We start from the raw sequence: 25,572 nt of genomic DNA on the forward strand, positions 1-25,572 counted from the left end.
CGGCCCGCCCACGATATGTGCGGGCGGCTCAGTCCAACAGCAAGTTGTCGATCAGCCGGGTGCCGCCCAGCCGCGCGGCGATCAGCGCCACCAGCCCGTCACGCTGGCCATCGTCCGGCTCGGCGAGATCCCCGGCCCGGCGGATCGCCGCGTAGTCGGGCACGAAGCCGGCGCGGGTCAGCTGGGCTTCGGCCACCTGCTCCACGGCGCGCCAGGCGTGGCCCTGGCCCAGCAATTCGCGCATTTTCAGCAAGGTGTCGTGGATCAGCGGCGCCCGCGCACGCTCCTGCGCCGAGAGGTACTGGTTGCGCGAACTCAGCGCCAACCCGTCGTCGTCGCGCACGATGGGCGCGGCGATCACCTTCACTGGCAGCGACAGGTCGCGCACCATGCGCTCGATCACCTTGAGCTGCTGGAAATCCTTCTGCCCGAACACGGCCAGGTCCGGATTGACCAGGTTGAACAGCTTGCACACCACGGTGGCCACGCCATCGAAGTGCCCGGGCCGGTGGGCACCTTCCAGCGTGGCGGTGACCTGCGGCACGCGCAGGTTCACGCTGAGCGCGGCGCCGTAGGGATAGATCGTGGCGACCTCGGGTGCAAACAGCAGGTCGCAACCTTCGTCGGCCAGCGCCGCCTGGTCGTGCACCAGGGTGCGCGGGTAGCGCTCGAAATCCTCGCCGGGGCCGAACTGGGTCGGATTGACGAACACGCTCGCCACCACCCGATCGGCACGCGCCCGCGCCAGCCGCACCAGCGACTGGTGGCCGGCGTGCAGATTGCCCATGGTCGGCACGAAGCCGACCGTCTGGCCCTTGCTGCGCCAGCCGCGAACCGCGGCGCGCAACGCCGGCGCATCCTGAACCGTTTGCATGGTGGAAACTCGTCAGCTCAGTTGAAACAATGTTCCGGCGCCGGAAAGGCACCGCTGCGCACGTCGTCCGCATAGGCGCGGATCGCCGCTGCCACAGAATCGCGGCCGGCGAGAAAATCCTTGCTGAACTTGGGGCGCTTGCCGGGCGTGACGCCGAGCATGTCGTGGATCACCAGCACCTGGCCATCGCAATGCGGGCCGGCGCCGATGCCGATCACCGGGATCTCCACCGCCGCGGTCACGCGCCGGCCCAGCTCGACCGGCACGCCCTCCATCACCAGCAATTGCGCGCCCGCCGCCTGCACCGCCAACGCGTCGGCCACCAGTTGATCCGCAGCGGCCTGCTCCCGGCCCTGGACGCGGAAACCGCCGAAGCGGTGCACGGATTGCGGGGTCAGTCCCAGATGCGCGCATACCGGCATGGCCCGCGCGGTCAGCGCGGCGATGCCCTCCAGCACGTGCGCGGCGGCGCCTTCGAGCTTCACCATCGCCGCACCCGCTTCACCGACCAGCCGCGCACCGGCCGCGAGCACGTGGGCGACGTCGCGATCGGCCATGAACGGCAGGTCGGCCACCAGCAAGGTGGCGGACAAGCCGCGCGCCACGGCTGCGGTGTGGTAGACCATCTGGTCGAGTGTCACCGGCAAGGTGCTGGCGTGTCCTTGCACCACCATGCCGAGCGAATCGCCGACCAGCGCCACGTCGATGCCCGCCGCTTCCAGTTGCCAGGCGAAGCTGGCGTCGTAGGCCGTCAGCATGGTGATGCGCTGGCCTTGCGCCTTCATCGCGCGCAGGCCCGGCACGGTCACCGGCTTGCGGTCGGGGAGATTGGCGTTCTGCACGTACACGGGGGTTTCCTGGTCGGCGAGGGTGACTGCCGATTATGGCGCAAGCAGCCGCTCGCAACCGGCCGGGTCGACCCGCGCCAGCAGCTCGGCCACGCGCCCCTGGCCGGGCAGGTGCAGATCCGGTACGACATCGTTCAGCGGCAACAGCACGAAGGCACGCTCGGCCAACCGTGGGTGCGGCAGGGTCAATGCCGGGTCGTCGCGACGCACGCCCTCGACATGCAGCAGATCCAGGTCGAGCGTGCGTGGCCCGTTGCGTTCGGCGCGGACGCGGCCGGCGCGCTGCTCGATCGCCAGCAGGTGCTGCAGCAGCGCTTCGGGCGACAGCGTCGTTTCCAGCTCGGCCACGGCATTGATGAAGGATGGTTGATCGAGCACGCCCCAGGGCGGCGTGCGGTAAAGCGGCGAGCGCTGCAGCAAGCAGGTGCCGGGCAGCTCGGCGAGCGCGTTGAACGCGTCGAGTACCTGCTGGCGCGGTTCACCGAGGTTGCTGCCCAGCGCCACGTAGGCCAGGGTCATTCGGAGGCCGGGTTGTCGCTGCGTTTGCGCCGGCGCCGGCGCGGGCGCGGCGGCTTGCGCACCGCCGGTGCGGGAGCAGCCTCTGCCGCAGCCGCGCCGCTGAGCACCGGCAAGGCCGCGGCCAGCACGTCCTGCGGCAGGCGCTGGGCGTGCGCCCACCACTGCCCCAGCTCACGCATCGCCGGCGATTCGTCGGCGCGCAACAACAGGAAATCGAACGCCGCGCGGAACCGCGGATGTGCCATCAGGCGGAACACCCGCTTGCGTTGCACCTGCTCGAAACGCGGCTGCAGCGACCAGATCTCTTCCATGGTGAAGGTGAAGCGCCGCGGGATCGCCACCCGCTGGCACTGTTCGCCGACCACCTTGGCAGCCGCGCGCGACCACGCCTCGGCGCTGTCCAGGCCGCGCTCGATGCCGAGTTGGGCCTCGTCGCGCACCTCGCCCCACAGCAGCACCGCGAACAGGAACGCGGGGGTGACCGACTTGCCTTCGCCAATGCGCGCATCGGTGTTGGCCAGGCCCTGCTCCACCAGCGAGCGCAACGCCGCATCGCCACGCTTGAGCGCGCGCGCGGTGGCCGGGAACAGGAACTTCAGCAGGCCGCACTGCTCCAGCATGCGGAAACTCTTCAGGCCGTTGCCGGACAGGAACATCTTCAGCGATTCGTCGAACAGCCGCGCCGGCGCGGCGTCGCCCAGCAGCGGCCCCAGCGATTCGAAAGGCGCCGCCGCCGCCGCGTCGATGCGCATGCCGAGCTTGCCCGCCAGCCGCGCGGCGCGCAGCATCCGCACGGGATCTTCGTGGTAGCGCACCTCGGGGTCGCCGATCAGGCGCAGCACGCGATCGTGCAGGTCCTGCATGCCGCCGACGTAATCGCGCACGGAGAAATCGCTGATGTCGTAATACAGGGCATTGACGCGAAAATCGCGGCGCAGCGCGTCCTCCTCGATGGTGCCCCAGATGTTGTCGCGCACGATGCGGCCGTCGACGATGTGGCGGTCGCCCTCGCCTTCCTCGCCGGTGCCGCGGAAGGTGGCGACTTCGATGATCTCCGGGCCGAACACCACGTGCGCCAGGCGGAACCGTCGCCCGATCAGGCGGCAGTTGCGGAAGAGCTTCTTGACCTCCTCCGGCGTGGCGTCGGTGGCGACGTCGAAATCCTTCGGACGAAACCCCAGCAACAGGTCGCGCACCGCGCCACCGACGAGGTAGGCGGCATAACCGGCGTCATGCAGCCGGTACAGCACGCGCAGCGCGGCCTTGCTGATGTTCGCCCGCGAAATGATGTGCTGGTCGCGCGGAATGATTCGCAGCGCGGGGGTGGGATCGGTGCCTGGTGTGGGGTTCAAGCGGTTGGAATCCTTGCGGGACGCAGGCGCCCCGTGCTTGCCATGTTCACGATGCCGAGCATCAACAAATAGCCGCGGCAGGACGACGATCTGTGCACCTGCGCGGCAGGCTTCGACGCGCGTCGATCGGGCGTTGCCGCGCGAAGCAATTCCGCTATACTAGCGCGCTTCGCCGCACAACGCTCCCTTCGTCTAGTGGCCCAGGACACCGCCCTCTCAAGGCGGGAACACGAGTTCGAGTCTCGTAGGGAGCGCCATTTGGTTGTGCAATCTTCCATGATTGCCATGGTCTGGAAGGAGTGCGGTAGCCCAAGGTTACCGGCTATCGGCTGGATCAAAAGCAGCCATCCATGGCCGCACTGTCTGTCACCTGTGCGATCATCCCCGATCGCGGTTGTCCGGGAACATCCGGACAGCAGGGAGTTCCGGGCCTTCGGCCGGATCAGAAGCGGCCATCCATGGCCGCACTTTTCAAAAGAGCCCTCTGCCGAACCCCGCGAGAGCCCTTCGGTGTACTTTGCCGTGGATCTGCGTCGTTTTTCAGAAGAGCGTTCCATCTGCCCCTTCCTACAGCCGAGTTGACTTCATGACTTTCGTCGTCATCGACAACTGCATCAAGTGCAAGTACACCGATTGCGTCGAGGTGTGCCCGGTGGATGCCTTTCACGAAGGCCCGAACTTCCTGGTGATCGACCCGGACGAGTGCATCGACTGCACCCTGTGCGAGCCGGAGTGCCCGATCAACGCGATCTACCCGGAGGACGACGTGCCGGTGGGGCAGGAGCCGCTGGTGGCGCTCAACGCCGAGCTGGCCAAGAGCTGGCCGGTGATCACCGAGCGCAAGGACGCTCCCGCCGATGCCGGCGACTGGGAAGGCAAGCCGGACAAGCTGGCGCTGCTCGAGCGCTGAACCGGCCTGCCGTCACGATGTCGAAACGAAAACGCCGCCCCTCCGGGCGGCGTTTTCGCCTGCGTGGCGCGCTTGCGATCAATCCAGCTTCGACTTCAGCCGATCGATCACCTTGGCCACCGCGCCCAGCGAATCGCTCTGCGCGCGAATCTCGCTGCCGGCGTCGCCGCGGCTCTCCACGTTGACCTGTACCTGGTGCATGCCGCCACCGGCGGTGCTGGCAGAATCATCCCGGTGCCGGCCGAACAGTCGCGAGAAGAAACCGCGCTTCTTGCCGGTGGCGGCCGCCGTCACGCTGACCACGTAGGAGTGCGTGGCGTCGTCGTGGCTGACCAGTTGGCCCGCCTTGCCGTCGGCCAGCACCTTGCCCACCTGCTGGTACACGCTGTCGACCGTGCCCTCGTGCACGAAGCCGTCGGAGATCTGCCCTGCCTGGCCCGGCACGCCCGCCACGGAGGCAGTCGCGCCGTCCGCCGTCGGCTGGTTCGCGCCCGGCGGCGGGATCACCAGGGCGTCGCTGGTGGAGGGACGATCCATGCTGGGCGGAATCTCCAGCGGCGCCTCCTGCCGGGCCTTCTGCCACGCGCTGTGCGAACGGAACATGCCGCAACCGGAGAGCAGCAGGCCGGCGAGCGCGACGGCCGGCAAGGCCACGAGGAGCGAGGTTTTCTTCATCGAATCGGATTCCGTGAGTGAGCCAGGCCCGGATCAGCGGGCGCAGGTGTCTAGGATGACAGACTGGACAGCGCCTGGTGCAAGCGGGCGCGATCCGGGCCGTCGGGCAGTTCCACCAGCGGCAACCGCGGCCGGGCCGAGCCCAGCCCCAGCGGCGGCAGTCCGGCCTTGACCGCGATCGGATTGGGCGCGCAGTCCAGCGCGTGCAGCAAGGGTTCCAGTGCATCCCGGCACCGTGCCGTGGCCGCCTCGTCGCCCGCCGTGGCGGCGTCGCACAGGGCGCGGAACAGCCGCGGCACCAGGTTGGCCACCACCGAGACGGTGCCGGCCGCACCGGCAAGCATCGCCGCACCGGCGCTGGCGTCGTCACCGGACAGATAGACGAAATCCGCGCGCGCAAGTTCCGCCAGCGCGGCGATCCGCGGCGCATCGCCCCGCGCTTCCTTGATGCCGATGATCGCCGGATGCTCGCTCAGGCGCGCCACCGTCTCCGGCAGCAGGTCGCAACCGGTGCGACCGGGCACGTTGTAGAGCAGCACCGGCAAGCCGCCTGCATCGGCGACCGCGGTGAAGTGTCGCCACAGGCCCTCCTGCGTGGGGCGCACGTAGTACGGCACCACCACCAGTGCCGCATCCGCGCCCAGCTCCTGCGCACGACGCGTGGCAGCGATGGTCTTCGCGGTACCGGCCTCGCCGGTGCCGGCAATCACCGGCACGCGACCTGCCACGCGCTCGATCGCGAACGTCAGCAGGCGGTCGAACTCGCCCGCCTCCAGCATGTGCGCCTCGCCGGTCGAGCCGGCCACCACCAGCGCCTGGGTGCCGCCGGCGATCTGCTGTTCGATCAGGCGGCCGAACGCCGCCAGGTCGAGGCTGTCGTCGGCCGCGAACGGCGTGACCAGCGCACAGATGCTTCCACGAATGTCCACGTGCTCGATTCCGCTGCAACGGCAAGCCCTGCATGTTACTTGCCGCTTCGCAAGACGGGCAAGTAAGCTCGATGGGAGTAACCTGATGCTTCCGCATCGGGCGGAATGCTGCCCACAGGTGGACCTCCTTGAAATCTCCCTCCACTGCCTCGCACGCGGCCGGACGCACGACTGGCGACAGCCAGTTGCTGATCCAGGCGCTCACTCCGGCCGACAAGTCGCCGCTGCTGGCGCTGGCCCGCCGCATTGCCGACGCCGGCTGCAACCTTTCCGAATCGCGTGTCTCCACCATCGGCACCGAGGTCTCGCTGATGCTGCTCGCCAGCGGCGCCTGGGATGCGCTGGCCAAGCTGGAAACCGCACTGACCAAGCTGGCCCGCGACGAAAGCCTGCGCCTGGTGCACTACCGCACCGGCCAGCGCGGCAACAGCGCGCAGCTGCCTTACCTGGTGGAAGTGGTGGCCGCCGATCGCCCCGGCATCGTCGCCCGCATCGTGGAGTTCTTCGCCCAGCACGAAATCAGCGTGGAGCAGTTGAACTCCACCCGCTATAGCGCCATGCAGACCGGCGCGGAGATGTTCCAGGCCCAGTTCACCATCGGCATCCCGGCGGACATCCACATCGCCGCCTTGCGCGACGATTTCCTGGAACTGTGCGACGGCATGAACCTCGACGCGATCATGGACCCGGTGAAGTTCTGAAGTGTTGCCGTCCGCCGAGCATCGCGCGAACGCCTTGCCCTGACAAGACCTGTCATCCGCCACCCCGGGCGCGCTAGTCTGTGGCCGTGGCCCTGCCGGAGGACGTCAGCATTGCAGAACCGCGAGTCGATTCACGCCAGCCGGCCCCGGCTTGCCCGGTCGCCTCGCCGCCGCACTGTCGTCATCCGCGCCACGTCTCCCTTCCATCCCACCGCAAGCACGGCCGCGCAGGCCGCGCAGGATGCCCCATGCCCGCCATCGGCAAGAAACTTCCCGCACTGAAAGGCACCACCGGCGACGGCACCGAGCTGAAGCTTTCCGACTACCGCGGCCAATGGCTGGTCGTGTACTTCTATCCGAAGGATTCGACCCCCGGCTGCACCAACGAGGCCAGGGACTTCCGCGACTTGCACGCGAAGTTCCGCCAGCGTCACGCGCAGGTCATCGGCGTGTCACGCGACTCACCGAAATCACACGCCAACTTTGCCGCGAAGCAGGAGCTGCCGTTCCCGCTGATATCCGACGCCGACGAAACCTGGTGCCAGGCCTTCGACGTGATCCACGAGAAGGTGCTCTACGGCAAGCGCCACCTCGGCATCGTGCGCAGCACCTTCCTGATCGACCCCGGCGGCAAGCTCGCCGCCGAATGGCGCGGGGTGAAAGTCCCCGGCCACGCGCAGGCCGTGCTTGACGCGATCCCCGCCGCCTGAGCCATTCGCCCTGATGAGTTGTCGCCATCCGATTTGCCCACCCACCAGCGAGGACACTTCCGCATGACCGGAAGCAAGCGCATCTACGCTCTCGACACCAACGTCCTGCTGCATGACCCGACCTCGCTGTTCCGCTTCGAGGAACACGACGTCTTCATCCCCATGACCGTCCTGGAGGAGCTGGACGAGAAGAAGAAAGGTGCTTCGGAAGTCTCGCGCAACGGCCGCCAGGTCAGTCGCTTCCTCAACGAACTGATCGAGGCCGGCAAGCAGCACGACCTGGCGGAAGGGCTGGAACTGGCCAATCCGCAAGGAGTCAAGCTCAAGCGCGGCGGCTCGGCCGGTCGGCTCTATTTCCAGCATCGCATCAGCAGCAACGGCCACACCAAGGCCGACAACCAGATCCTCGCCGCGGTGATCGAGCTGCGCGACCAGAACCAGGATCGCGACGTGATCCTGGTCACCAAGGACATCAACCTGCGCATCAAGGCCGGCATCAACGGCCTGGTTGCGGAGGATTACGAGAACGACCGCGCGCTCGACGATTTCTCCCTGCTCTACACCGGCTCGACCGAACTGCCGGCGAACTTCTGGGAGCTGCACCCGGAAGTGCACTCGTGGACCGATCACGGCCGTACCTATTACCAGCTCGATCGCCGCGAGGACGAGGCGTGGCATCCCAACGAGTGCCTCTACCTGCCCGGCGAGAACGAGATCGAACTGCGCGTGCAGAAACTGGACGACGAGCACGCGACGCTCATGCTTCTGGACGACCACTCGCACGCCAACCATCACGTCTGGGGCATCGGTGCGCGCAACCGCGAGCAGAACTTCGCGCTCAACGCGCTGATGGACCCGGAGATCGACTTCGTCACCCTGCTCGGCAACGCCGGTACCGGCAAGACCCTGCTGGCGCTGGCCGCCGGCCTGGCCCAGGTGATGGACCAGCAGCGCTACCGCGAGATCATCATGACCCGCGCAACCGTTTCCGTCGGCGAGGACATCGGCTTCCTGCCCGGCACCGAAGAGGAAAAGATGACACCGTGGATGGGCGCGCTCACCGACAACCTCGAAGTGCTCGCCAACCCCGAGGACGGCGGCAGCTGGGGCCGCCAGGCCACCAACGACCTGCTCGCCTCGCGCATCAAGATCCGCTCGCTCAACTTCATGCGCGGGCGCACCTTCCTGTCACGCTACCTGATCATCGACGAGGCCCAGAACCTCACCCCGAAGCAGATGAAGACCCTGATCACCCGCGCCGGCCCCGGCACCAAGATCGTCTGCCTCGGCAACGTCGAACAGATCGATACTCCCTACCTCACCGAAACCACCTCCGGGCTTACCTATGCGGTGGATCGCTTCAAGAGCTGGGAGCATTCGGCGCACATCACGTTGCGGCGGGGAGAGAGGTCGCGGTTGGCGGATTTCGCGGCGGAGATGATGTAGGAGCTGGCTTTCGGTTTTCGGCGTTCGGAAGCCCGGTAGCGGAATACCTGCCAGGCAACACCACTCCTGCCATCATGGTGAACATCCGATGCGCTGCGCGCGGTTGACCAGCCGCGACGCGGAACGCAGGTTGGACTTGCCGGTGTCCAACGATCCATTGCGGGCACGTCCATGGGAAATCGTGCCAAACAGTTGGGGGGCAAGCCTTGAATGCGGTGACCCGTCGAGGCTGGCCAACCTGGCCGCGGGAACGGCGCACGCGCGAATCCGCATCCGGTGGCTGAAGAACGTGATCGCACGTGGTACCGGCCCCGTCACGTAGAATGTGTTGCCGTTGCCAAAGCCAAGACCGAGTTTTCGCCTCTCACGACCAAGCAAGGACCGCCATGTCAACCGCACTTTTGATGCAATTGTTCCAGATCATGCTGGTTCTCGGCCTGGGCACGGCGTTGGCGGTTTCCGCCATACGGTTGATGTGGATTGCCGGCAGTTTCCTCAAGCGCAAATCGCGCCTGTTGCCGTAAAGACAAGTCGCACGAAATGGCGTCCGGCCGGGCCGCCGTCAACTGATGTTGCCATCGGTCGAGTAGAATCACGACATTGCTGGCTCCGTGGTTCCTCTGCCCATGTTCGTGACGCCGCGCCTCATCCTGTTGCTCTTGTTCGCCTTCTTCGCACTGTGCGTGCTGCTGGTGCATTTGCGCGGGCGGGTGCGGTTGCGTTTCGACCGCCAGCTGGTGGATCACTCGGCAGTGTTCGCGCCTTACAACCTGCTGATGTACGCGTTCTCGGCGGTGCCGGCCAAGCCGATACTCGACCGTCGCGGATTTCCCGAGCTGGATTTGCTGCAGGCAAACTGGGAGACGATCCGGGCCGAGGCGCTGCACCTGACGGACCGGGGACACATTCGCGGCACCACGAAGAACGACGACGCCAGTTTCAACAGCTTCATCAAGCAGGGCTGGAAGCGCTTCTACCTCAAGTGGTACGGCGAGCCGCTGGCCTCGGCCCAGGCGCTGTGCCCGAAGACGGTGGAATTGCTCAATGCGATCCCCGGAATCAAGGCGGCGATGTTCGCCACGCTGGCACCCAACAGCAAGCTCAATCCGCATCGCGATCCGTTTGCCGGTTCGCTGCGCTATCACTTGGGCCTGATCACGCCGAACTCGCGCGACTGCCGCATCTTCGTCGATGGCGAAGAGCACGCCTGGGGCGACGGCAAGGACGTGGTGTTCGACGAGACCTTCGTGCACTGGGTGGAGAACAAGACCGACCAGACCCGGGTGATCCTGTTCGCCGACGTGGAGCGCCCGCTGCGCACGCGCTGGATGAGTGCGATCAACCATCGCGTGGGCGCGTTCATGGGCAAGATCACCGCTTCGCCCAACAGCGACACCGGTACCGAGAAGACCGGCTTCATCAACCGCCTGTACGCGTGGAGCCAGCGCAAGGGCGCCATGCATCAATGGAAGGCGGCGTTCAAGCGGCGTCACAAGAAGCTGTACAAGGCCGGAAAATACGTCGGCATCCTTGTGCTGCTATGGCTGATTTTCCTGGCTCCCTGGCCATTGCTCCGCTAGCGGTCACGTTTCGCTCCATCCATGCGTCCTGGCAGCATCCTTTCCCCGGAGTGCCTCATGGATTCGCAAACCGCCCTGTTCCAGCAACACCGCCAGCGCCTGTTCGGCCTGGCCTACCGCATGCTCGGCACGCCCGCCGACGCCGAGGACGTGCTGCACGATGCCTGGCTGCGCTGGCACGCACAGAATGTCGCCGCGCTGGACGACCCGGAAGCCTGGCTGGTCACCGTGACCACGCGCATCGCGCTGGATCGCCTGCGCCGGGCCAAGGCCGAACGCGCGCACTACTCCGGCCCCTGGCTGCCGGAGCCGCTGACCGTGGATACCGACCAGCCCGAGACGCAACTGGAACGCGCCGAAAGCCTCACCCTCACCTTTCTGCTGTTGCTGGAGCGGCTGAGCCCCGAGGAGCGTGCCGCCTTCCTGCTGCGCGAAGTGTTCGACTACAGCCACGCCGAAACGGCCTCGATGCTGGAAATCAGCGAAGACGCCTGCCGCCAGCGCGTGCACCGGGCGAAGCAGCGGCTGCGCGAGGATCGACCGCGCCAGCCGATGCCGAACACCGACATCCAGCGGCGCCTGCTCGAACGCTTCATGCAGGCGCTGCAGCAGCCGGACATGCCCACGTTGCGTGCCTTGTTTGCCGAAGACGCCATGAGCGTATCCGACGGCGGCGGCCTGGCGCGGGCCACCCTGCACCCGCTGCACGGCGCCGAGCGGCTGGCCCGGCTGTACATGCAGATCGCGCTGCAGCAGCAGCGCCATGGTGGCGTGCGCCACGAAATCCGCCAGCTCAACGGTACGCCGGCCCTGTTCGGCTGGCAGGGCGACACGCTGGTCTCGGCCAGTTGGATCGACGACGACGGCGAACGCATCACCGCTGTGCATGCCCTGCGCCACCCCGGCAAGCTTGCCCGGCTGGCGGCGGTCACGAAATCGACGGCGCCCACGTCCTTGCACTGAACGGCCGGTCCCGGCCGCACACCGCAAGGAGAACCCCATGCCTCGTTTCAACGTCAACAAGCGCCTCGACGCCGTGAAGCCCCTGTTCGCCCTGGGCGAATACATCAAGAACTCCGGCATCGAACAAAGTCTGATCGAACTGGTACAGATGCGCGTTTCCCAACTCAACGGTTGCGCCTACTGCCTGGACATGCACAGCAAGGATGCCCGCGCCGCCGGCGAGACCGAGCAGCGCCTGTACGTGCTGCAGGCCTGGCGCGAGGCGCCGTTCTACAGCCCGCGCGAGCGTGCCGCGCTGGCGTGGTGCGAGGCGGTGACCCGGCTCGACCCGGTGCACGGCGTGCCGGACGAGGTCTACGAACAAGCCCGCGCCGAATTCAGCGAAGAACAGCTGATCGACCTCAACATGGCAGTGATCGCGATCAACAGCTGGAACCGCATCGCCATTCCCTCTCGCGCGGAACCCGGTCACTACCGGGCGGCGCAACACTGAACCGGCGGCGCCTCGCGCAAACCGTGCACGGCAAGCCTGCCTCGCGATGCGCGCCAACGGCGTATCCCGTCAACGGCATGACACCGGCTGGGGCACCACCATCCCGCGCCGATCCAACGAAAAGGCCGCGGCATGCCGCGGCCTTCATTGCGCCCAGCGGCGTCCCGGATCAGGCCGCGAGGCGCTTCACGATGGCGTCGGCGAAGCTGCCGGTGCTGCCCTTGCCGCCGATGTCCGGCGTCACGCTGTCGCGATCGTTCGTCATGGTGTCGCGGATCGCGGCGCGCAGCTTGTCGCCCTTGGCCACCATGTCCAGGTAGTCGAGCATGTCGGCCGCGGCCAGCAGCAGCGCGCAGGGGTTGGCGATGCCCTTGCCCGCGATGTCCGGTGCCGAGCCGTGCACCGCCTCGAAGATCGCCGCGTGCTCGCCGATGTTGTCGCCCGGCGCCAGGCCGAGGCCACCGACCAGGCCGGCGCACAGGTCCGAGAGGATGTCGCCAAACAGGTTGGTGGTGACGATCACGTCGAACTGGTACGGGTTCATCACCAGCTGCATGCAGGTGTTGTCCACGATCATCTCGTTGAACTCGATCTGCGGGTATTCCTTGGCAATCTCGCGCGCCACATTGAGGAACAACCCCGAGCTGGTCTTCAGGATGTTCGCCTTGTGCACCGCGGTGACCTTCTTGCGGCCCTTCTTCACCGCCAGCTCGAAGGCGTAGCGCACGATCCGGCTGCTGCCCTTGCGCGTGTTGCGCGCCACCGACTCGGCGATCTCGCCGTCGGCGGACAGGGTTTGCCCCTCGGAGCGGTAGGCGCCCTCGGTGTTCTCGCGCACGGTGATGATGTCGATGTTCTCGTAGCGCGACTTGGTACCGGGGAAGCTCACCGCCGGGCGCACGTTCGCGTACAGGTCGAAGTGGCGGCGCAGGGTCACGTTGACCGAGGTAAAGCCGCCGCCGATCGGCGTGGTCAGCGGGCCCTTCAGCGCGACCTTGTGCTCGGCGATCTTGTCCAGCGTGGCCTTGGGCAGCAGGTCGCCGTGCTTCTCCAGCGCGACCATGCCGGCGTCGACGAAGTCGTATTTCAGGCCGCAGTCCAGCGCGTCGAGCACGCGCAGCGTGGCGGTCATGATCTCCGGGCCGATGCCGTCGCCCGGGATCACGGCGATGGTGTTGTTCATGGGGGGACTCCTTGGGGGCTGATCGCATGCACGGCGCGCAAGGCGCGCGTCAAGACCGCCCATTATCGCTCATGAGCCCCAACGCCGGACACCCGTCCGCCGCGCAAGTCGTTGCAAATCCTCGCATGGAGCGTTGCGGAAAGCCGCATGCCCGCGGGCATCTCAAGCGTGGTCGGCGCACTCCGGCGCACCGGACTCGCCGTTCTCCAGCTGGTCCAGGAAATCCACCGCGCGGCGCAGATGCGGGATCACGATCGAGCCGCCCACCACCAGGCCCACGCTGAACACCTCGAAGAACTCGTCGCGCTGCACGCCGGCTTCCTTGCACTGGGCCACGTGGTAGCTGATGCAGTCGTCGCAGCGCAGCACCATCGAGGCGACCAGGCCCAGCATCTCCTTGGTCTTCACGTCCAGCGCGCCGGCCTTGTAGGTCTGCGTGTCCAGCGCGAAGAAGCGCCGCACGACCTGGTTGTCCTCGGCCAGGATGCGCTCGTTCATGCGTTGGCGGAACGCGGTGAATTCGGCCAGCTTGTCGCTCATGCGCCCGCCTCCAGCAATTGCGCCAGTTTGCCGCTGCGGTCGGCCGCCGCCAGGTCGTCGAAGCCACCGACGTGGTGGTCGTTGATGAAGATCTGCGGCACGGTGCGCGCGCCACCGCTGCGCGTCAGCATCGCCTCGCGCTGGGACGGGTCGGTGTCCACGCGCACCTCGGTCCACTCCAGCCCACGGGCCTTGAGCAGGTTCTTGGCGGCCACGCAGTAAGGACACACCGCGGTGGAATAGACCTCGATCTTCGACATCACGACAACTCCGCAAAACGGGGGAACGGCCTGTAAATGGGGGCGTCCGGGACAACAGGCAAGGTGGGAACCGACGCCGCCCGGGGCGGTCACAATGCTATTGTCGCTTACCCATGGCCATGACACCACGACGACCCGCCCGGCGTGTTCTGACTGCGCTGCTCTGCGCCGGCCTGACCTGCATGGCCAGCGCGCAGGACGACGTACGCCTGCCCGACCTGGGCAGCTCGGCCGACGCGCTGATCTCGCCGCAGGAGGCGCGTGATTACGGCGCCTCCATGCTGCGCCAGATGCGCGCGCTGGACATGGTGGTGGACGACCCGCTGCTGGACGACTACGTCAACGATCTCGGCCATCGCCTGGCATCCAACTCCGACAAGCCCAAGGACCACTTCGCCTTCTTCATCGTGAGGGACCCGGAGATCAACGCCTTCGCCGCGCCAGGCGGCTACATCGCGGTCAACTCCGGGCTGTTCGTCATCACCCGCGACGAGAGCGAACTGGCCGGCGTGATCGCGCACGAGATCGGCCACATCACCCAGAACCACCTGCAGCGGGCATTCGAGGCCTCGCGCAAGGATGCGCCGCTGATGGCGCTGGTGCTGCTGGGTGCGGTACTGGCCGGCGCCGGCAGCCACAGCGGCGACGCGCCGATGGCGGTGCTCGCCGGCGGCCAGGGCCTGATCGCGCAGCGTTCGATCAACTTCACCCGCAAGGACGAGATCGAGGCCGACCGCGTCGGCATCCAGACCCTCGCCAAGGCCGGTTTCGACCCGGAAGCGATGGCGGCCTTTTTCCAGCGCATGCAGGACGTGCTCAGCACCGGCGCCGGTGGCGACGACGTGCCCGTCCTGCTGCAGACCCACCCGGTGACCAGCATGCGCATCAGCGACGCCAAGGCGCGTGCCGGCGCACTGGTGGCGGCGCAGAAGCTGCGGCCCTCGGGCACCGTCATGGACGTGCAGCAGTGGCAGCAGCACACCGCGCCGATCGCCTTCGTCAAGGACCCGACCTCGCTGCTGGACACGCCCAGGCCCGGCCCGCTCGACACCTACCAGCTGATGCGCGAACGCGTGCGCGTGCTGGCCGGCGACGCCACCCGCGAAGCGACGTACTACGGCTCCAACCTGCAGGACCGGCCTGCGTTCGACACCCCGGCCAACCATTACGGCTACGCGCTGGCACTTACCCGCAGCGGCCGCGGCGCACAGGCGGTGGCGCAGTTGCAGCCGTTGCTGCGCGACGCGCCGGACAACCTGATCCTCAAGCTCGCGCTGGCCGATGCCAGATTGCAAGCCGGCCAGCGTGCCGCGGCGCTCGCCATCTACCAGGACCTCAACGAGCAATCGCCGCGCAACCGCGCGGTGGCGCTGGCCTACGCCAAGGCGCTCACCGCCGGCGGCGACAAGGCGCAGGCCGGCCTCGCCGCCAGCTTGCTGCGCCCCCTGCTGGACGACGCCAGCGAACCGGAGATCTACAGCGCCTACGCCCGCGCCAGCGACGCAGCCGGCGACAACGTGCGTGCCGGCGAGGCGTTCGCCGATGCCAGCTATTACTCCGGCCGCCCGTTCGACGCGATGGAACAACTGCAGCGTCTGCTCAAACGCAACGACCTGGATTACTACGCCCGCGCACGCATCCAGGGCCGCATCACCGAACTGACGCCGCTGCTGCTGGAGCTGCGCAAGCGCCGGATCGAGACCAAGGACAACCCGGACAGCCAGCAGCACGCACAACCGTTCGGCCCGTGCATCGAGCCCGCCTGCCGCGGCAGCGCGCCAGTCTCCGCCTGGCGGCAGGATTGATCCGCCGCTGAAGGTCCTTTGCGCGCCGGCGCATCATGCATCGTCCACCGCCATGGGCCAGAATGGGCCATGTCCAGACCTTCCGCCCGCGTACCCGCCGTCGACCTTGCCGCCCCGCAGCTGTACTTCAGCCGCGAGCTGGCCGCCCTGGAGTTCAACTTCCGCGTGCTGGCGATGGCCCGCGATGCCAGCGTGCCCCTGCTCGAACGCGTGCGCTACATGAGCATCGTGGCGAACAACCTCGACGAGTTCTTCGAGGTGCGCGTGGCCATGCTCAAGCATCATCACGCCTACGGCTCGGCCGCGCCGGGCCCGGATGGCGTCCCCTCCGGCGAATTGCTGGCGCGCATCCGCGGCCGGGTGCTGGACCTGGTGGCCGAGGTCTACGCCGCGTGGCGGGAACAGATCCGCCCGCAGCTGGAGCAGGAGCACATCCACATCCTCACCCGCAAGCAGTGGACGCCGCGCCAGCGACGCTGGCTGCAGGGCTATTTCGAGCACGAGGTGCTGCCGGTGCTGTCGCCGCTGGGGCTGGACCCGGCGCATCCGTTCCCGCGCATCCTCAACAAGACGCTGAACATCGCGGTCGTGCTGAAGGGCCGCGACGCCTTCGGCCATGAAGGCCATCTGGCCCTGGTGCGCGCACCGCGGTCGCTGCCGCGGATCATCCGCGTGCCGGCCGAGGTCAGCGGCCGTGGCCATCACTTCGTGTTCCTGGCGGAGTTGCTGCAGGCTTTCGTCGACCTGATGTTCCCCGGCCTCAAGGTGCTCGGCTCGTACCAGTTCCGCGTCACCCGCAACAGCGAGCTGATCGTCGAGGAGGCAGAGGTGGAAAACCTCGCGCTGGCGCTCAGCGAGGAACTCCTGGGCCGCGGCTACGCGCGCCCGGTGCGGCTGGAGATCGCCGAGGATTGCCCGCAGGCGATCACCGCGCTGCTGGTGGAGAAATTCCAGCTCGGCGAGGCCGACGTCTACCGCTGCGACGGCCCGGTCAACATCATCCGCGCCGGCCTGATCTACGACTGGCTGGACCGTGCGGAGCTGAAGTTTCCGCGCTTCACCCCGCAGTTGCCGCCGTCGCTGGACAGCAGCCTGAACAAATTCGAGGTGATCGCCAAGGGCGACGTGCTGCTGCACCATCCCTACCAGAGCTTCGCCGCGGTGATCGACCTGCTGCGCCAGGCCGCCGCCGACCCGCAGGTGCTGGCGATCAAGCAGACCCTGTACCGCGCCGGCGAGGACACCCCGCTGGTCGACCTGCTGGTGGAGGCCGCGCGCCACGGCAAGGACGTCACCGTGGTGATCGAACTGCGGGCGCGCTTCGACGAGGAGGCCAATATCCGCCTGGCCACGCGGCTGCAGGAGGCCGGCGTGCAGGTGGTGTACGGCGTGGTGGGTTACAAGACCCACGCCAAGATGATGCTGATCGTTCGCCGCGAGGGCGACACCTTGCGCCGCTACGCGCACCTGTCCACCGGCAACTACCACCAGGCCAACAGCCGCGTGTACACCGACATCGGCCTGATGACCGCCAACCCCGAAATCGGCGAGGACTTGCACAAGGTGTTCCAGCAGCTGTCCGGACTGGGCCCGGTGATCGAGCTGAAGCGCCTGCTGCATTCGCCGTTCACGCTGTATCGCGGCGTGCTGGCCCGGATCGAGCGCGAGACCGAACACGCCCGCGCGGGGCGACCGGCGCGCATCGTGGCCAAGCTCAATGCGCTTAACGAGGCGAAGGTGATCACCGCGCTGTACACCGCCTCGCAGGCCGGCGTGGAGATCGACCTGATCGTGCGCGGCGCCTGCACCTTGCGACCCGGCCTGCCCGGCGTCTCCGAGCGCATCCGGGTGCGCTCGATCGTCGGGCGTTTCCTCGAACACAGCCGGGTGTACTGGTTCGCCAACGATGGCGAGGCGGAAATCTACTGCGCCAGCGCCGACTGGATGGAGCGCAACCTGATGCGGCGGATCGAGATCGCCTTCCCCATCCTCGATCCGCAGCTGGCCGCGCGTGTCTACGACGAGACGCTGGCCAACGGCCTGGCCGACAACACCCAGGCGTGGCTGCTCGACAGCGACGGCCGCTACACCCGCGCCGAGCCCGGCGACAACCCGCCGTACAGCGCGCAGCAGACGCTGCTGGAACGACTGTGCCCGTGAGCCGCCTGCAATGCGCGCACGCGTGCGAGAATCCGCACTTCGCGATTGCCGGAGCGCCGGATTGAGCGCAGTCGAACAAACGCCGATCCGCGATGGCGAACTGATGGCCGCCATCGACATGGGCTCGAACAGCTTCCACATGGTGGTGGCGCGCATGGAGCATGGCGAACCGCGGGTGATCGACCGCCTGCGCGACACCGTGCGCATGGCCGCCGGCCTGCGCGCCGACGGCAGCCTGGATGCCGAACGGCGCGCGCGCGCACTGGCCTGCCTGGCCCGCTTCGGCCAGCGCATCGCCGGCTTGCCCACCGCGCGCGTGCGCGCCGTGGCGACCAATACCGTGCGCCAGCTCGCCTCGCCGCAAACCTTTCTGACCGCGGCGGAAGCCGCGCTGGGCCACCCGATCGAGGTGGTCTCCGGCCGCGAGGAGGGCCGCCTGATCTTCCTCGGCGCCGCGCACGACCTGCCCGCCTCGCGCGAACCGCGGCTGGTCATCGACGTCGGCGGCGGCAGCACCGAATTCATCATCGGCCGCGGCCTCGCGCCGTTGCACACCGAGAGCGTGCAGGCCGGCTGCATCGCCTCGACCCTGCGTTTCTTCCCCGGCGGCAAGATCACCCGCGCGCGCTGGCAGCGCGGCCTGAGCGAGATCGGCGTGCTGCTGCAGCAGTTCGCGGAGGACTATCGCGAATCGGGCTGGCAGGATGCGTTCGGCTCGTCCGGCACCACCAAGTCGATCGGCGCGGTGGCACTGGCCATGGAGCTTTCCGACGACGGCATCACGCCCGCGGCGCTGGCCGCCCTGCGCGATGCGTTGATCGAGCAGGGCCAGGTCGGCACGCTCAAGCTGCCGGGCCTGGTTCCCGAACGCACGCCGGTGTTCGCCGGCGGCGTGATGATCATGGAAGCGGCCTTCACCGCGCTGGGCATCGAGCGGCTGCGCGTGTGCGAAAGCTCGATGCGCGAAGGACTGCTGTGGGACCTGCTCGGCCGCGCCGGCGGCAGCGACCCGCGCACCGCCAGCATCGACGCGCTGGCGACCCGCTACGGCGTCGACCGCGCGCAGGCGCGGCGAGTGGAAGCGACGGCACTGATGCTGTTCGACCAGGTCGCGCGCAACTGGAAGCTCGACGCCGACGCGCGTGAGTGGCTGTCCTGGGCTGCGCGGGTGCACGAGATCGGCCTGGCCATCGCGCACAGCCAACATCATCGCCACGGCGCCTACATCCTGCGTCATGCCGACCTGGCTGGCTTCTCGCGGCAGGAGCAGGAATTGCTGGCCGCGGTGATCGAACTGCACCGGCGCAAGCCGGACAAGTCCATCGTCGCCAGCCTGCCGCTGCGTTATCGCGCGCTGGCGAAGCACATCACCGCGCTGTTGCGTCTGGCCGTGCTGTTCCGCCGCGCCCGCCGCGCCGAGTCGCTGCCGCAGATGCAACTGGCAGCCAGCGCCCGCTCGCTGCGCCTGAAACTCCCGCCGGGATGGGGCGAGCAGCACCCGCTCACCGAAGCCGACCTGCAACAGGAAAAGGCACCGATGACCGAACTTGGGGTGAAACTGGATCTCGCGAACAAGTGATCCGCCTTTTTCGCGGCATGCCGATGCCATGCCGCGTATCATGGACGCCCGCCTCGTGAATGCCGGTCCGGATCGCTCGCTGCCATGCTCAAATCCCTGCTGATCGCCCTGCTCCTGCTCGTTCCGTTCGGCGCCGCCGCGCAGGCGGGCAAACCTGCACCGGCCACATCGAGCGCCGCGCCCGTCGCCGCACCGCCGCACGTGCTGCTGCACACATCGCAGGGCGATCTCACGCTGGAGCTGTATCCGGACAAGGCGCCCAAGAGCGTGGCCAACTTCCTGCAGTATGTGCGCGACGGCTTCTACGACGGCACCCTGCTGCACCGGGTCATCCCCGGCTATCTGGTGCAGGGCGGCCTCTACACCCGCGACCTGCAGCCCAAGCGCACGCGCCCGGCCATCGCCAGCGAGGCGGACAACGGGTTGTCGAACCTGCGCGGCACGATCGCCGTCGCCCGCGGCGCCGATCCCAATTCCGGCACCGCGCAGTTCTTCTTCAACCTGGTCGACAACCGCCGACTGGATTTCGTCGGCAACCAGAGCGGCCTCACCTGGGGCTTCGCGGTGTTCGGCAAGGTGACCAAGGGCATGGACGTGCTGGACAAGATCGCCGCCCTGCCCACCCGCCCGCTGGGCCCGTTCGCCGGCGACGTACCCGAGCCACTGGTGGTGATCGAGAAGGCCAGCGTGATCGGCGAAGAGGTTCAGGCGCCGGCGAGCAGTGCCAAGGCGCCGGCCAGGGCAGCATCTGTCACCAAACCGACCAGCAAGCCGGCGGCTAAGCAGTCCGGCGGGAACTGATCGGCATGGCCACGTTGTTCATCGCCGACCTGCACCTCGATCCCGCACGCCCGCAAATCACCCGCCTGTTCGAGAATTACCTCGCCAGCGACGAAGTGCGAAGCGCCGACACGCTGTACATCCTCGGCGACCTGGTGGAAGCCTGGATCGGCGACGACGATGATGCCGAGTTGCCGCAGCGCATCGCCGAGGCCATCCGCGCCGTGCACGATGCCGGTGTGCCGGTGCATTTCATGGTCGGCAACCGCGACTTCCTGCTCGGCGAAACATTCGCCGCCCGCGCCGGCATGACCCTGCTCGACGACCGCACCGTGCGCGACATCCAGGGCCGGCCCACCTTGCTGATGCACGGCGACACGCTGTGCACCGATGACCTCGCCTACCAGGCCGTGCGCAAGCAGGTTCGCACGCCCGAATGGCAGGCGCAGATCCTGGCGATGCCGCTGGAGGCGCGCCGCGCGTTTGCCGCCAAGGCCCGCGCCGACAGCAAGGCACACACCGGCAGCACCATGGAAAGCATCATGGACGTCAACGCCGAGGCGGTCGCCGCGGCACTGCGCGGAGCGGGCGTGACGCGGTTGATCCACGGACACACGCATCGGCCAGCCATCCATCGTCTCGAACTGGACGGAAAGCCGGCCGAGCGGATCGTGCTGGGGGACTGGTACGAACAGGGGTCGGTGCTGGTGGTGGACGGCGAGCGCGTGGAGCTGCGTGGATTGGCGACGAGGTGAGGCCCCACGGGCCCGAAACTCGACATCAAGGATTGATTCCCCGAACCGTTCGGGCTGAGCGTAGCGCTGGAGGCACGCAGTCGAAGCCTCGGCGCGACCTGCCAAGCAAGAGCTCGCTTCGATGGAATGCGTCGCGGCGTAGAGGACGCGGGGATTGTGAATCCCATCCACGGGATTCACCCCTTCGCGCTGCGCGCTACGGGGCCAGCCTTCGGCTGTCCAAATTCGTTCCAGACGAATTTGTCGCTCGCGGAGGCAGGATGCCGGAGCGAACAGCGGCAAAGCCGCCGGCCCGAAGGGTGAGGCGCAGGATGCGCCGAGTCACCGGAGAGTTCGTCCACCGCCTCTCTCCGCCAGATACGCAAAACGCCCGCTTCGACGGAGCACGTGGTTACTTGGTCGTGCACGAGGGATTGTTCGGCCCATCCATGGGCCTCACCCCTTCGCGCTGCGCGCTACGGGGCCAGCCTGCGGCTGTCCAATTTTGTTCCAGACAAAATTGTCGAACCGGGAGGGTCCGTCCACCACCTCTCTCCGCCAGATACGCAAAACGCCCCGTTCGGGGCGCTTTGCGTATCTGGCGGAGAGAGAGGGATTCGAACCCTCGATCAGGCTTTTGACCCGATACTCCCTTAGCAGGGGAGCCCCTTCGGCCACTCGGGCATCTCTCCGGGGTTTTGCCGCATGACTGCGGAGCCGGCAAGGATACTGATCGGCGCGGCCCAGGTAAAGTCTTGAAACGGTGGTCAGTGGTCGCCGCTGTCGTCCGGAGCGCTGCCGGCGTCGTGTTCACCGCGGATTCGCTGGTAGATTTCCTCGCGATGGACGGCCACGGTTTTCGGCGCGTTGATGCCGATGCGTACCTGATTGCCTTTCACGCCAAGAACGGTGACGGTCACCTCGTCGCCGATCATCAGGGTCTCACCGACCCGGCGGGTCAGAATCAACATGATTGCTACTCCATAAAATGCTGCTGGTCACAGGCTTGCGGATTGACCCTGCCTCACCCCTGAGCGTGAGTCCATCCGCGGCTCGACGTTTTTGATCCGTCGAAGGCCCTACCGCCTTCCCGGCTCACAGCCAAAACACTCCTTAAGCGTCCTGACTGGCGGCTTTGCGCCTTTTGGCGAAAAACCGACCTCCGCGGATACTAACTGAGCACGATTCCCCGGTGCAATCGGCGCTGCAGCAGTCGTTAAGCCGAATCAATGCGAGGAAACCCAGTCGGCAAGACCCGCCAGGATCGCCGGCAAGTCGGCGCTGTCGGAACCGCCGCCCTGGGCCATGTCGGGTCGACCGCCGCCCTTGCCACCGATCTTCGCCGCGACATGGGCGACCACGTCACCGGCCTTGATCCGGCCCAGCGCCTTGCCGTGTACACCGGCGATCAGCGCGACCTTGCCGTCGGCAGCCCCGGCCAGCAGCACCACGCAATCGCCGAGCTGCTGCTTGAGCTGGTCGACGCTGTCGCGCAGCGACTTTGCGTCGAACCCTTCAAGGCGCGCAGCGACCACCTTGATGCCGTCGACGTCTGCAGCCGAGGCAGTCAGGTCGGCAGTGGCGGAACCGGCGGCCTTGCTGCGCAGCGAATCCAGTTCGCGCTCGAGTTTCTTCTGGCGATCGAACAACTGGCGCAGTTTTTCCACGGCGTCGTCGCCGCTGCTGGAGAGCAGACGGGAGAGATCGGCGAGGCGGCGCTCCTCCTCGGCGACATGCGCGAGCGCACCGTCGCCGGTGACCGCCTCGATGCGACGCACGCCGGAGGCGACGCCGGATTCGCCGACGATCTTGAACAGGCCGATGTCGCCGGTGCGGTTGACGTGCGTGCCGCCGCAGAGTTCGGTGGAAAAGTCGCCCATCTTCAGCACGCGCACTTCATCGCCGTACTTTTCGCCGAAGAGTGCCATGGCACCAGTGGCGATCGCCTCGTCGTAACCCATGCGGTGCACCTCGGCGGCCGCGTTGCGGCGCACCTCGGCGTTGACCATCGACTCGACGCGAGCCAATTCCCCGTGGCTCACTGGCTTGGGGTGCGAGAAATCGAAACGCAGGCGCTCCGGCGCCACCAGCGAGCCCTTCTGGGTGACGTGGGTGCCGAGCACCTCGCGCAGCGCCGCATGCAGCAGATGCGTGGCCGAGTGGTTGAGCACGATCGCCTGGCGGCGCGCGGGATCCACCTGGGCGTCGAGCAGGTCGCCGCTGCGCAGCGGTTGCGTGCCGTGCCAGTGGCCGGCGTGGCCGAAGAACACGCCGCCCATCTTCAAGGTGTCGTCGACCGCGAAACGGCCGGACGTGCCGGACAACGTGCCGGTGTCGCCGACCTGGCCGCCGGATTCGGCGTAGAACGGCGTGCGATCCAGGATCAGCAATCCTTCCTCGCCCTCGCCCAACCGGTCGACATGGCGACCGCCGCGCACGATGCCAAGCACCTTGCCGCCGCGGTCTTCCAAGGCCTCGTAGCCGAGGAACACGGTAGGCGGCAGTTGGCTGGCCAGCTCGGCCGGCATCTGTCCCCTCGCCTCGAACTTGCCGGCGGCGCGGGCGCGTTCGCGCTGCTCGTTCATGGCCTGCTCGAAGCCGGCCATGTCGACGTCGAGGCCGCGCTCGCGTGCGATGTCGGCGGTGAGGTCGACCGGGAAACCGTACGTGTCGTAGAGGCGGAACGCCTCGGCGCCCGGGATGGTCTTGCCGGACTTCGCCGCGGCCTCGTCGAACAGCCGCATGCCGTGTTCCAGCGTTTCGCCGAAACGCTGCTCCTCGGTGCGCAACGCATCCTCGACGATGGCCTGCTTCTCTTTCAGCTCCGGATAGGCCTCGCCCATCTCCTCCACCAGCGGCGCCACCATCTTCCAGAAGAAGTCGCCGCGCACGCCGAGCATCCAGCCGTGCCGCAGCGCGCGGCGGATGATCCGGCGCAGCACGTAGCCGCGCCCCTCGTTGGACGGCAGCACGCCGTCGACGATCAGGAAGGAACAGGCGCGGATGTGGTCGGCAATCACGCGCAGCGACTTGTTGGCCAGGTCGGGCGTGCCGGTGAGTTCGCCGGCGACGCGGATCAGGTGCGCGAACAGGTCGATCTCGTAATTGGAATGCACGTGCTGCAGGATCGCGGCAAGCCGCTCCAGGCCCATGCCGGTATCCACGCACGGCGCCGGCAGCGGGCTCAGCGTACCGTCGGGGGCGCGGTCGAACTGCATGAACACCAGGTTCCAGATTTCGATGTAGCGGTCGCCGTCCTCATCCGGCGAACCGGGCGGACCACCGGCGATGTGCGCGCCGTGGTCGTAGAAGATCTCGGTGCACGGGCCGCACGGGCCGGTGTCGGCCATCTGCCAGAAATTGTCGGAGGCAAACGGCGCGCCCTTGTTGTCACCGATGCGGATGATGCGCTCGACCGGCACGCCGATCTCGTCGCGCCAGATCGCGAAAGCCTCGTCGTCGGTGTGGTAGACGGTGACGGTGAGCCGCTCCGGCGGCAGCTTGAACACCTGGGTCAGCAGCTCCCACGCCCAGCCGATCGCCTCATGCTTGAAGTAGTCGCCGAACGACCAGTTGCCGAGCATCTCGAAGAACGTGTGGTGGCGCGCGGTGTAGCCGACCTGGTCCAGATCGTTGTGCTTGCCGCCGGCGCGCAGGCAGCGCTGCACGTCGGCCGCGCGCACGTAGCCGGGTTTCTCGCTGCCGAGGAACACATTCTTGAACTGCACCATGCCGGAGTTGGTGAACATCAAGGTCGGGTCGCTGGCCGGCACCAGTGAACTGGACGGCACGATGGCGTGGCCCCGGGCGCGGAAGAAGTCGAGGAAGGCGGAACGGATTTCGGAGGTTTTCATGCGGATCGCGGTGGCTGGCGGCAGGGGGTCACACCGGCTTGGCGCCAATCGCTCCGCCACCGCCGGGTGGCGATGGATGTCAGGGAAGATCGTCGGCGTCGTCCACTTCGGCGTGGGTAACACGTCGTACTGTGGCGGCGGCAAAGCCGCGGCGCAAGAGGAACTGTGCCCGGCGGGCGCGTTCGGCGGGGTCGTTGGCGCCTGTCTTGCCGTAGCGTCGGCGCAGTTGGGCGGCGGCCGACGCGTCCCAGTCGACCTCCGCCGCGTCCAGCAACTCGCGGATGCGGGCGTCGGCCAGGCCGTGGCTTTTCAGCTCCTGGCGCAGGCGCATGGGTCCGTAGCCCTGGGCAATCCGGCTGCGCAGCAGCACTTCGGCGAAGCGGTCGTCGTCCTGGTAGTGCTGCTCGCCCAAACGATCCAGCGCCGCAGCGGTTTCCTCGCCCTCGTAGCCGCCCTGGCGCAGCTTGGTCTTCAGTTCCTTGCGCGAATGCTCGCGGCGGGCGAGCAGGCCCAGCGCCTTCTCGTAGGCGCTGCGTTGGGGTTTGGTCGGGTTGCCCGCGCCAGGACGCTTGTTCATGTCATGGCCATGCGAACGCATACCGGGTACGGGCAAATTTCCCCCGCCGTTCTGCCTGGGCGTGGCGTGGCGAAGCCGAAGGGCGACCCTTCGACGCCGA

Annotated in this window: 25 protein-coding genes and 2 tRNA genes; 14 read left to right on the top strand and 13 right to left on the bottom strand. The window is 67.5% G+C overall.

The window, feature by feature from the left end; all coding sequences use genetic code 11:
- Positions 1-28 precede the first annotated feature (28 nt).
- From panC to pcnB, 4 genes are read right to left on the bottom strand one after another with little or no spacing between them, the layout of a single operon-like run.
- Positions 29-874, bottom strand: coding sequence for a pantoate--beta-alanine ligase (gene panC / locus ACFCQI_RS01155; RefSeq protein WP_395119556.1), 846 nt, complete (start codon positions 872-874; stop codon positions 29-31).
- Positions 875-891: 17 nt separating this feature from the next.
- Positions 892-1,722 (bottom strand): 3-methyl-2-oxobutanoate hydroxymethyltransferase, encoded by an 831-nt coding sequence (panB, locus tag ACFCQI_RS01160; RefSeq protein WP_395119557.1) that lies wholly within the window; start codon positions 1,720-1,722, stop codon positions 892-894.
- Positions 1,723-1,755: 33 nt separating this feature from the next.
- A complete protein-coding gene (gene folK, locus ACFCQI_RS01165) occupies positions 1,756-2,241 on the bottom strand; it encodes a 2-amino-4-hydroxy-6-hydroxymethyldihydropteridine diphosphokinase (RefSeq protein WP_395119558.1) in 486 nt (161 codons plus the stop codon).
- The gene (pcnB, locus tag ACFCQI_RS01170; protein WP_395119559.1) at positions 2,238-3,593 is read right to left on the bottom strand and encodes a polynucleotide adenylyltransferase PcnB; all 1,356 of its coding nucleotides are present in this window, start codon (positions 3,591-3,593) and stop codon (positions 2,238-2,240) included. Before pcnB ends, folK begins: the two co-directional genes overlap by 4 nt.
- A gap of 181 nt (positions 3,594-3,774) precedes the next feature.
- On the opposite strand from pcnB, the gene ACFCQI_RS01175 reads away from it, so the two are divergent.
- A tRNA-Glu gene (locus tag ACFCQI_RS01175) sits at positions 3,775-3,850 on the top strand.
- A 329-nt stretch (positions 3,851-4,179) separates the two neighbouring features.
- Entirely contained in the window at positions 4,180-4,503 is a 324-nt protein-coding gene (gene fdxA, locus ACFCQI_RS01180; RefSeq protein ID WP_395119560.1) for a ferredoxin FdxA, read from the top strand.
- 78 nt (positions 4,504-4,581) lie between these two features.
- Here fdxA and ACFCQI_RS01185 read toward each other — a convergent pair whose 3' ends face one another.
- Together ACFCQI_RS01185 and dapA are read right to left on the bottom strand one after the other, a co-directional pair.
- Positions 4,582-5,178, bottom strand: coding sequence for a hypothetical protein (locus ACFCQI_RS01185; RefSeq protein ID WP_395119561.1), 597 nt, complete (start codon positions 5,176-5,178; stop codon positions 4,582-4,584).
- A 50-nt stretch (positions 5,179-5,228) separates the two neighbouring features.
- Positions 5,229-6,107: a 4-hydroxy-tetrahydrodipicolinate synthase gene (dapA, locus tag ACFCQI_RS01190; RefSeq protein ID WP_395119562.1), complete on the bottom strand. Its 879-nt coding sequence runs from the start codon at positions 6,105-6,107 to the stop codon at positions 5,229-5,231.
- Between the two features lie 185 nt (positions 6,108-6,292).
- On the opposite strand from dapA, the gene ACFCQI_RS01195 reads away from it, so the two are divergent.
- The 7 genes from ACFCQI_RS01195 to ACFCQI_RS01225 all read left to right on the top strand — a co-directional run bounded on the left by ACFCQI_RS01195 (position 6,293) and on the right by ACFCQI_RS01225 (position 12,000).
- Positions 6,293-6,808: a glycine cleavage system protein R gene (locus tag ACFCQI_RS01195; protein ID WP_395121213.1), complete on the top strand. Its 516-nt coding sequence runs from the start codon at positions 6,293-6,295 to the stop codon at positions 6,806-6,808.
- Between the two features lie 248 nt (positions 6,809-7,056).
- The gene (locus ACFCQI_RS01200; RefSeq protein WP_395119563.1) at positions 7,057-7,518 is read left to right on the top strand and encodes a peroxiredoxin; all 462 of its coding nucleotides are present in this window, start codon (positions 7,057-7,059) and stop codon (positions 7,516-7,518) included.
- Positions 7,519-7,581: 63 nt separating this feature from the next.
- Positions 7,582-8,964, top strand: coding sequence for a PhoH family protein (locus ACFCQI_RS01205; RefSeq protein WP_395119564.1), 1,383 nt, complete (start codon positions 7,582-7,584; stop codon positions 8,962-8,964).
- Positions 8,965-9,350: 386 nt separating this feature from the next.
- A complete protein-coding gene (locus tag ACFCQI_RS01210; RefSeq protein WP_395119565.1) occupies positions 9,351-9,488 on the top strand; it encodes a hypothetical protein in 138 nt (45 codons plus the stop codon).
- 102 nt (positions 9,489-9,590) lie between these two features.
- Positions 9,591-10,544, top strand: coding sequence for an aspartyl/asparaginyl beta-hydroxylase domain-containing protein (locus ACFCQI_RS01215; RefSeq protein ID WP_395119566.1), 954 nt, complete (start codon positions 9,591-9,593; stop codon positions 10,542-10,544).
- Positions 10,545-10,601: 57 nt separating this feature from the next.
- Positions 10,602-11,507, top strand: a complete 906-nt coding sequence (gene sigJ, locus ACFCQI_RS01220; RefSeq protein WP_395119567.1) for an RNA polymerase sigma factor SigJ — start codon at positions 10,602-10,604, stop codon at positions 11,505-11,507.
- Positions 11,508-11,544: 37 nt separating this feature from the next.
- On the top strand, positions 11,545-12,000 hold the full coding sequence (locus ACFCQI_RS01225) for a carboxymuconolactone decarboxylase family protein (RefSeq protein ID WP_395119568.1): 456 nt from the start codon (positions 11,545-11,547) through the stop codon (positions 11,998-12,000).
- Between the two features lie 169 nt (positions 12,001-12,169).
- Here ACFCQI_RS01225 and ACFCQI_RS01230 read toward each other — a convergent pair whose 3' ends face one another.
- The 3 genes from ACFCQI_RS01230 to grxC form a co-directional block, all read right to left on the bottom strand.
- Positions 12,170-13,183: an isocitrate dehydrogenase gene (locus ACFCQI_RS01230; protein ID WP_395119569.1), complete on the bottom strand. Its 1,014-nt coding sequence runs from the start codon at positions 13,181-13,183 to the stop codon at positions 12,170-12,172.
- A 162-nt stretch (positions 13,184-13,345) separates the two neighbouring features.
- On the bottom strand, positions 13,346-13,723 hold the full coding sequence (locus tag ACFCQI_RS01235) for a carboxymuconolactone decarboxylase family protein (protein WP_395119570.1): 378 nt from the start codon (positions 13,721-13,723) through the stop codon (positions 13,346-13,348).
- The gene (grxC, locus tag ACFCQI_RS01240; protein ID WP_395119571.1) at positions 13,720-13,983 is read right to left on the bottom strand and encodes a glutaredoxin 3; all 264 of its coding nucleotides are present in this window, start codon (positions 13,981-13,983) and stop codon (positions 13,720-13,722) included. Before grxC ends, ACFCQI_RS01235 begins: the two co-directional genes overlap by 4 nt.
- Positions 13,984-14,096: 113 nt before the next feature.
- Between grxC and ACFCQI_RS01245 the strand changes: the two genes are divergently transcribed.
- The 5 genes from ACFCQI_RS01245 to ACFCQI_RS01265 all read left to right on the top strand — a co-directional run bounded on the left by ACFCQI_RS01245 (position 14,097) and on the right by ACFCQI_RS01265 (position 21,062).
- Positions 14,097-15,788: a M48 family metalloprotease gene (locus ACFCQI_RS01245; RefSeq protein WP_395119572.1), complete on the top strand. Its 1,692-nt coding sequence runs from the start codon at positions 14,097-14,099 to the stop codon at positions 15,786-15,788.
- A gap of 69 nt (positions 15,789-15,857) precedes the next feature.
- Positions 15,858-17,948, top strand: coding sequence for a polyphosphate kinase 1 (ppk1, locus tag ACFCQI_RS01250; RefSeq protein ID WP_395119573.1), 2,091 nt, complete (start codon positions 15,858-15,860; stop codon positions 17,946-17,948).
- Between the two features lie 61 nt (positions 17,949-18,009).
- Complete coding sequence (locus ACFCQI_RS01255) at positions 18,010-19,527, top strand: exopolyphosphatase (protein WP_395119574.1); 1,518 nt, start codon at positions 18,010-18,012, stop codon at positions 19,525-19,527.
- Positions 19,528-19,611: 84 nt separating this feature from the next.
- Positions 19,612-20,328, top strand: coding sequence for a peptidylprolyl isomerase (locus ACFCQI_RS01260; RefSeq protein ID WP_395119575.1), 717 nt, complete (start codon positions 19,612-19,614; stop codon positions 20,326-20,328).
- 5 nt (positions 20,329-20,333) lie between these two features.
- Positions 20,334-21,062 (top strand): UDP-2,3-diacylglucosamine diphosphatase, encoded by a 729-nt coding sequence (locus tag ACFCQI_RS01265; protein WP_395119576.1) that lies wholly within the window; start codon positions 20,334-20,336, stop codon positions 21,060-21,062.
- A gap of 578 nt (positions 21,063-21,640) precedes the next feature.
- Here the strand turns inward: ACFCQI_RS01265 and ACFCQI_RS01270 are convergent.
- The 4 genes from ACFCQI_RS01270 to ACFCQI_RS01285 form a co-directional block, all read right to left on the bottom strand.
- Positions 21,641-21,733, bottom strand: a tRNA-Ser gene (locus ACFCQI_RS01270).
- A gap of 75 nt (positions 21,734-21,808) precedes the next feature.
- Positions 21,809-22,012 (bottom strand): carbon storage regulator CsrA, encoded by a 204-nt coding sequence (csrA, locus tag ACFCQI_RS01275; protein WP_395119577.1) that lies wholly within the window; start codon positions 22,010-22,012, stop codon positions 21,809-21,811.
- A gap of 255 nt (positions 22,013-22,267) precedes the next feature.
- Complete coding sequence (alaS, locus tag ACFCQI_RS01280; protein WP_395119578.1) at positions 22,268-24,895, bottom strand: alanine--tRNA ligase; 2,628 nt, start codon at positions 24,893-24,895, stop codon at positions 22,268-22,270.
- Between the two features lie 79 nt (positions 24,896-24,974).
- Entirely contained in the window at positions 24,975-25,472 is a 498-nt protein-coding gene (locus ACFCQI_RS01285) for a regulatory protein RecX (RefSeq protein WP_395119579.1), read from the bottom strand.
- Positions 25,473-25,572: the final 100 nt, after the last annotated feature.

Origin of the sequence: Rhodanobacter sp. FW102-FHT14D06 (genome assembly GCF_043950705.1) — a bacterium.
Classification (GTDB): Bacteria; Pseudomonadota; Gammaproteobacteria; order Xanthomonadales; family Rhodanobacteraceae; genus Rhodanobacter.

What these genes read in the sequence shown, in the direction of transcription:
- panC (WP_395119556.1), bottom strand. Translation starts at nt 874, where the DNA reads ATGCAAACGGTTCAGGATGCGCCGGCGTTGCGCGCCGCGGTTCGCGGC.
- folK (WP_395119558.1), bottom strand. Translation starts at nt 2,241, where the DNA reads ATGACCCTGGCCTACGTGGCGCTGGGCAGCAACCTCGGTGAACCGCGC.
- fdxA (WP_395119560.1), top strand. Translation starts at nt 4,180, where the DNA reads ATGACTTTCGTCGTCATCGACAACTGCATCAAGTGCAAGTACACCGAT.
- ACFCQI_RS01185 (WP_395119561.1), bottom strand. Translation starts at nt 5,178, where the DNA reads ATGAAGAAAACCTCGCTCCTCGTGGCCTTGCCGGCCGTCGCGCTCGCC.
- ACFCQI_RS01200 (WP_395119563.1), top strand. Translation starts at nt 7,057, where the DNA reads ATGCCCGCCATCGGCAAGAAACTTCCCGCACTGAAAGGCACCACCGGC.
- ACFCQI_RS01205 (WP_395119564.1), top strand. Translation starts at nt 7,582, where the DNA reads ATGACCGGAAGCAAGCGCATCTACGCTCTCGACACCAACGTCCTGCTG.
- ACFCQI_RS01210 (WP_395119565.1), top strand. Translation starts at nt 9,351, where the DNA reads ATGTCAACCGCACTTTTGATGCAATTGTTCCAGATCATGCTGGTTCTC.
- ACFCQI_RS01215 (WP_395119566.1), top strand. Translation starts at nt 9,591, where the DNA reads ATGTTCGTGACGCCGCGCCTCATCCTGTTGCTCTTGTTCGCCTTCTTC.
- sigJ (WP_395119567.1), top strand. Translation starts at nt 10,602, where the DNA reads ATGGATTCGCAAACCGCCCTGTTCCAGCAACACCGCCAGCGCCTGTTC.
- ACFCQI_RS01225 (WP_395119568.1), top strand. Translation starts at nt 11,545, where the DNA reads ATGCCTCGTTTCAACGTCAACAAGCGCCTCGACGCCGTGAAGCCCCTG.
- ACFCQI_RS01230 (WP_395119569.1), bottom strand. Translation starts at nt 13,183, where the DNA reads ATGAACAACACCATCGCCGTGATCCCGGGCGACGGCATCGGCCCGGAG.
- ACFCQI_RS01235 (WP_395119570.1), bottom strand. Translation starts at nt 13,723, where the DNA reads ATGAGCGACAAGCTGGCCGAATTCACCGCGTTCCGCCAACGCATGAAC.
- grxC (WP_395119571.1), bottom strand. Translation starts at nt 13,983, where the DNA reads ATGTCGAAGATCGAGGTCTATTCCACCGCGGTGTGTCCTTACTGCGTG.
- ACFCQI_RS01245 (WP_395119572.1), top strand. Translation starts at nt 14,097, where the DNA reads ATGGCCATGACACCACGACGACCCGCCCGGCGTGTTCTGACTGCGCTG.
- ppk1 (WP_395119573.1), top strand. Translation starts at nt 15,858, where the DNA reads ATGTCCAGACCTTCCGCCCGCGTACCCGCCGTCGACCTTGCCGCCCCG.
- ACFCQI_RS01260 (WP_395119575.1), top strand. Translation starts at nt 19,612, where the DNA reads ATGCTCAAATCCCTGCTGATCGCCCTGCTCCTGCTCGTTCCGTTCGGC.
- ACFCQI_RS01265 (WP_395119576.1), top strand. Translation starts at nt 20,334, where the DNA reads ATGGCCACGTTGTTCATCGCCGACCTGCACCTCGATCCCGCACGCCCG.
- csrA (WP_395119577.1), bottom strand. Translation starts at nt 22,012, where the DNA reads ATGTTGATTCTGACCCGCCGGGTCGGTGAGACCCTGATGATCGGCGAC.
- alaS (WP_395119578.1), bottom strand. Translation starts at nt 24,895, where the DNA reads ATGAAAACCTCCGAAATCCGTTCCGCCTTCCTCGACTTCTTCCGCGCC.
- ACFCQI_RS01285 (WP_395119579.1), bottom strand. Translation starts at nt 25,472, where the DNA reads ATGAACAAGCGTCCTGGCGCGGGCAACCCGACCAAACCCCAACGCAGC.